Annotated in this window: 3 protein-coding genes and 2 pseudogenes; 1 reads left to right on the plus strand and 4 read right to left on the minus strand. The window is 66.7% G+C overall.

Annotated elements, in window-relative coordinates:
• The 3 genes and pseudogenes from ABZT12_RS39085 to ABZT12_RS39095 form a co-directional block, all read right to left on the minus strand.
• Nucleotides 1-657: pseudogene (locus ABZT12_RS39085) on the minus strand (IS3 family transposase); the annotation flags it as partial.
• Between the two features lie 22 nt (nucleotides 658-679).
• Nucleotides 680-2,422: an IS1182 family transposase gene (locus tag ABZT12_RS39090; protein WP_356394590.1), complete on the minus strand. Its 1,743-nt coding sequence runs from the start codon at nucleotides 2,420-2,422 to the stop codon at nucleotides 680-682.
• A 108-nt stretch (nucleotides 2,423-2,530) separates the two neighbouring features.
• Nucleotides 2,531-2,844 (minus strand): annotated as a pseudogene (locus ABZT12_RS39095) (transposase); the annotation flags it as partial.
• A 283-nt stretch (nucleotides 2,845-3,127) separates the two neighbouring features.
• Between ABZT12_RS39095 and ABZT12_RS39100 the strand changes: the two are divergent.
• Nucleotides 3,128-4,687 carry an ISL3 family transposase gene (locus ABZT12_RS39100; RefSeq protein WP_356394595.1) on the plus strand — a complete coding sequence of 520 codons (1,560 nt, stop codon included), beginning with the start codon at nucleotides 3,128-3,130 and terminating at the stop codon, nucleotides 4,685-4,687.
• Between the two features lie 57 nt (nucleotides 4,688-4,744).
• On the opposite strand, the gene ABZT12_RS39105 is transcribed toward ABZT12_RS39100, so the two are convergent.
• Complete coding sequence (locus ABZT12_RS39105) at nucleotides 4,745-5,005, minus strand: hypothetical protein (RefSeq protein WP_356394593.1); 261 nt, start codon at nucleotides 5,003-5,005, stop codon at nucleotides 4,745-4,747.
• Nucleotides 5,006-5,191: the final 186 nt, after the last annotated feature.

The following is a 5,191-nucleotide window of genomic DNA, read 5'->3' on the forward strand; positions in this document are numbered from 1 at the left end:
GAAACCGTCGCAGACCTGCGCGAACGCGGCCGATGTGTACTGCGAGCCCCTGTCCGCATGGAAGATCACCCCGTCCACGTGGCCGCCGCGGGTCGTCACAGCCATATTCAGGGCGTCGATGACCAGTTCTGTGCGCATGTGCGTGGCCATTGACCAGCCGAGCAGTCGGCGTGAACAGATGTCGATGACGCAGGCGAGATACAGCCACGTCCCGCCGACCTGCACGTATGTGATGTGGCCGCACCACTTCTCGTTCAACTGCCTGGCGGAGAAGTTGCGCTGGACGAGATCCGGGGCCGGTGGTGCATGCCGGGCGGGGACCGTGGTGCGCTTGCGGCGCCGTAGGTGCCGGCCCTCGATGCCGTGCCGGCGCATCAGGCGCTCGACGCGCTTGCGGTTGATGGCGTGCCCGAAACCGCGCAGTTCGGCATGGACGCGCCGGACTCCGCAGGTGCCCTTGTGCTCGGTATGGATCTCGCGGATCTCCCCGAGCAGGGCGTCGTCGGCGGCCTGCCGCTCTCGGCGGGCCTTCGCGCCGGCGAGCCACCCGTAGTAGCCCGAGCGCGAGACCTGCAGGACCCGGCATATCCGCTGGACGCCGAAGACCTCTGCGTGGGCGGAGACGAAGTCCCAGCGGCGGGTCTTCACTTCATCTCCATCTCCGATCCTGGTGGCTAATTCAGGCGACGAGGGAGAGATTTAGTCGGGCGAGGTGGCTGGTGCGGGTGTGGTCGAGGGGGTGGCCGTTCCACCAGGCGTCGAGACGGATCAGGTTCAACGCCACCGCGCTGTAGACGTGGTCGAGGTGAGTTTTCCGCAGGCCGTGGTAGCGGGCACGGCGGAGACCGGTCACGGTGGTGGCCTGGTGGATGGTCCCTTCGACTCCGGCGCGCAACGCATAGTCATGCTTCCACTCTTCGGTCTCCTGCCGGGCACGTGCACCCTTCAGTGCCTCGTGCATCTCCTGCGGTTGCAGGGTGAGTTGACGGCGTCCGAGCTTCGAGGTGGTGCACTTGGACCGTAGTGGGCAGGGCCCGCAGACTGTAGGGGAGAACACGACCACCGTCTTGGCGACACCGCCTTGAAGGCAGGGACTCCAGGTGGTGCTCGTCTGCCCGGCCGGGCAGAGGACCTCCCGGCCCTGCCAGTCGATGCGGAAGTCGTGGGTGGCGAACCCCTCCTTGGCCCTGCCCTGGCGGGACTGGTCACTCAGCGTCGGGGTGACCAGCACGACACCGAACCGCTTCAAGGAGCCCACGATCAGCTCGGCCGAAGCATATCCGCTGTCCAGGTAGTGCTCCCCGGGCAGCAGCCCACGTCGCTGGAGGACCTGGTGGACGGTGTCGAGCATGGCGTTGTCGGCGACAGTGGCGTCCGTCGTCGTGACGTTCGTGACCAGGTTCGGCCGGGTGGCCCGGTGCCGTCCCGGACGCGCATCGCCGGTGTTGCCGCGCACGGCCGGTTCAGTGGCCTGGCACGTCTCACTGATATGGATCTTGAAGCCGTTCCACAGGGTGTCGCCCTTCACGCTCCGGCGGGCATCAGTGTCATACGGCGACGTCAGACGTCGTTGGCCGGGCGGGAGACCGTCCACCTTCGCCTCCCGCCGCTTGACCACCTCCCGTCCACTGCCCGACAACGTGCGGGTGTAGCTCTGCACCAGCACGCACCGCAGAACCTGGACAGCCGGCAGGTCACGTAGCCACGACGGGGACGCGGGTGCGTGGACCGCGGTGAGCAGGGCGAAGCCGTCCTGGCCGTAGTCGACAGCGAGCCGGGCGCGTTTGACCTTGGACGCGGGCGCGTGCCAGCCGGGGACCCGGTCGCCGTAACGCCGAGTCCAGGAGGGCACGTCGATCACCTGTTCCACCCAGTGCGGAGCCGCACAGACCAGTGCCTCCAGGGCGGCGCGGACCGTCTCACCGGCCAGATCCAACTGGCTCAGATCCCGGACCGCCGAGATCACGTGGGTGGAGTCGGTACGTTGCTTGCCGCCGGCCCCCACCAGCCCCTGCTCAACCAACCGGGCCAGCAGCAGGTCCAACACCTTTTCCTCCAGGCCGTGTGCGACCGCCCGGGAGCGGAACTCCGAGAGCACGCTGTGGTCGAATCCCGGATCCTGAAGATCCAGCCCGAGTGCGTACTTCCACGCCAGGTCCGTCCGTACCGGCTCGGCGGCCTGCCGATCGGTGAGGTTCTCCGCCTTCTGCAGCACCGTGACCAGCGCGAGCCGCCCTGGCGACCAACCCGGCTTGCCACGCTGCCCGAACGCTACCGAGAACTCACCGTCGGCGAACAGCTCACCGAACCGGTCACGGACCCTCACCGCGAGCGGGACCTCCCGCCGGCCCGCATACATCGCCCGGATCGCGTCAGCGATCTGCGGGTTCGGCTCCGGCCAGGGCTGCGGCTGCACCGACACCACGTCTCCATCCTGCAGGCAGACACCACAAGACTGCCGCAACCTCCAGAATCCACCACCGGCCTGACTTACATTCACCAATCCACTGAATTAGCCACCAGGATCATCTCCTTCGCGAAATAGGCGGCTGCCCGGCGCAGGATCTCCCGCTCGAGTTCCCATTCCTTCTCTGCCTTGCGCAGTCGGCCGTTCTCCGCACGCAGCCGGGCCAGTTCCTCGTCCCGGCTCTCCGCGCTCTGCTCACCGCAGCCGTGATCGCGGCCCGCGTCTTCATCGGCCTGGCGCACCCAGCTCCGCAGGGTCTCGCCGGTCACCCCGACATCCGCCGCGACCGCTGCGTACGTGCGCTTCCCGCCCGCCGCGCGGTACAGCGCGACGGCATCATTCCTGAACTCCACCGGATACGGAGACCTACGTCCCACCAGGACACCTTCCCTCGGATCTGCAAGATCCACTGTCAGAGTGTCCACACCACAGGGGTCGCCTCAGGCGCGACCCGACACCGCAGGATCAAACATCTATTCCGGGATGAAACATCGAGAGAAACGACCTCTGACTGTCGGCGACGGCTGAAAAATGGTTCTGGATCACTTTCCGTGCCAGAGCCACGGAGGGTCACCGAACCCGCGATCATGAACGGCCGTGGCTGATGTACTCCTCCAGGACCTGTGGTTCCACCGGGTTGATGATGTCCGGATCGACAACGTGCTGGCCGAGGGCGAGTTGGTCGTCGTGCGAGCGTGTGCGGTAGCGGAGCTGGCCACGTGCCCCGGCTGCGGTGTGGCGTCGGCTCGGGTTCACAGCCGGTACGTTCGACGACTCGCGGACAGTGCGGTAGGCCACCGCGGGGTGGTCATCGAGTTAGGGGTCCGGCGGTTTCGCTGTCAGGGGTCTGCTTGCACTCGGGTGACCTTCGTGGAGCAGATCGACGGGCTGACGTTCCGCTACGGACGGCGAAGCGCCGGACTGCAGCGGGTCTTGCAGCGTATGGCGCTGATGCTGGCAGGCCGGGCCGGCGCCCGGCTTGCGGCAACGCTCGCGGTCACCGCGAGCCGGTCGACGCTGCTGCGCCTCGTACGGGCCCTGCCCGATCCAGTGGCGGATACGCCAAAAGTACTCGGGGTCGATGAATTCGCCCTGCGTAAGGGCCACGTCTACGCGACCATCCTGGTGGACATCGAGACCCGCCAGCCCGTCGATCTGCTGCCCGACCGGTCCGTGGCGACGGTGGCCGCATGGATCGCCGCCCACCCCGGCATCGAGGTGATCTGCCGAGACCGCTCTCTCGCATACGCCGAGGCCGGACGCCTCGGAGCCCCGGACGCAATCCACGTCGCGGACCGGTGGCACATCTGGAAAAACCTGGCGGAAGCCGTGGAGAAGACCGTCATCCAACATCGCGCCCTGCTGAGCGACCACGGCGAACCGGACAAGCCTCAGGCCGTGCCGCCCCTGGACGCGAAAGGGCTCGGCCACACAGCTACGGCCGGCCCTCGACAGTCGGGGCGGCTCTCGGACCGGGTGCGTGAACAGCACGCCGCCGTCCACGAGTTACTCGGTCAAGGGGTGGGCCTGCGGCCCATCGCGCGCCGGCTCGGGCTGGCCCGCAACACCGTGCGCCGCTTCGCCCAGGCGACAACCGCGGACGAGCTGCTGGTCGGAAAGTGGACCGGCCGCCCCAGCATCCTCGACCCCTATAAGCCCTTCCTTCACCAGCGATGGTCCGAGGGCTGCACCACCGCTCGCCGGCTGTTCGAGGAGCTCCAAGAGCGCGGCTATGAGGGCGGCGAGAGCGTCGTCAAGACGTACATACACAAGCTCCGCGGGGTCTTCCCCCATACTGATCCGCCGAGGAGACACCCGTCCGTGCGCGACGTGACCAGCTGGATCACCCGTCACCCCGACAGGCTCGACGACGACCAGGCCCAGCGGCTCAAAGCCGTCCTCACCCGTTGTCCCCAACTCGACCGCACGGCCCGGCACGTCCGGAGCTTCGCCGAGCTGATGAACAACCGCCAGGGCCGCGACCTCGGCCAGTGGATCGCTGACGTCCAGGCCGATGATCTGCCCGCTCTGCACTCCTTCGTCAACGGCCTCGGCCAGGACCTCGACGCCGTCGTCGCCGGTCTCAGCCTGCGCTACAGCTCCGGCGCCGTCGAAGGCCACAACAACAAGATCAAAATGCTGAAACGGCAGATGTTCGGCCGGGCCAACTTCGATCTCCTGCGCAAGCGCGTCCTCCTCGCCGCGAGCGGCCGTTCATGATCGCGGGTTCGGTGACCCTCCGTGGCTCTGGCACGGAAAGTGATCCAGAACCATATTTCAAGCGTCGCCGACAACCAGCGCCACGACCCCTACCGCCTGCTCTGCGGCCCAAGCCAGGAACCAGCCGCTATCCAAGATTCGCTGGACCCAGAACGCTTCAGGTCTTGCTCTTTCGTCGGCCAAGGTGGAGCCGAACGCGTCGGCATCCACCTCCAGCGCGCCCAAACGAAGCTCCTTGAGCGCAGTCCAGTCCTCGCAAACCACCCGTTCGACCCTCAGCACACCTACATACTCGTGGTTTTCCGAGGGGATCTCCACGGAATTTCCCGTGGGACTACGACAGTGTCCCAATTCGACTTTCGCCGAAGCCCAGCACCGACATCAGATCTCCGGGGATCAAAAACACCTACTGAGCTTGTCCTACCTTTCAAGCGGGTCGGATCTGATCATTCGTAGGATCGGGGAAGCCCAGGGGTTGCGGGTATGGCTGTGAGCTTGTCGCCG

Origin of the sequence: Streptomyces sp. NPDC005423, assembly GCF_040606415.1 — a bacterium.
In the GTDB taxonomy this organism is placed as follows: Bacteria; Actinomycetota; Actinomycetes; order Streptomycetales; family Streptomycetaceae; genus Streptomyces.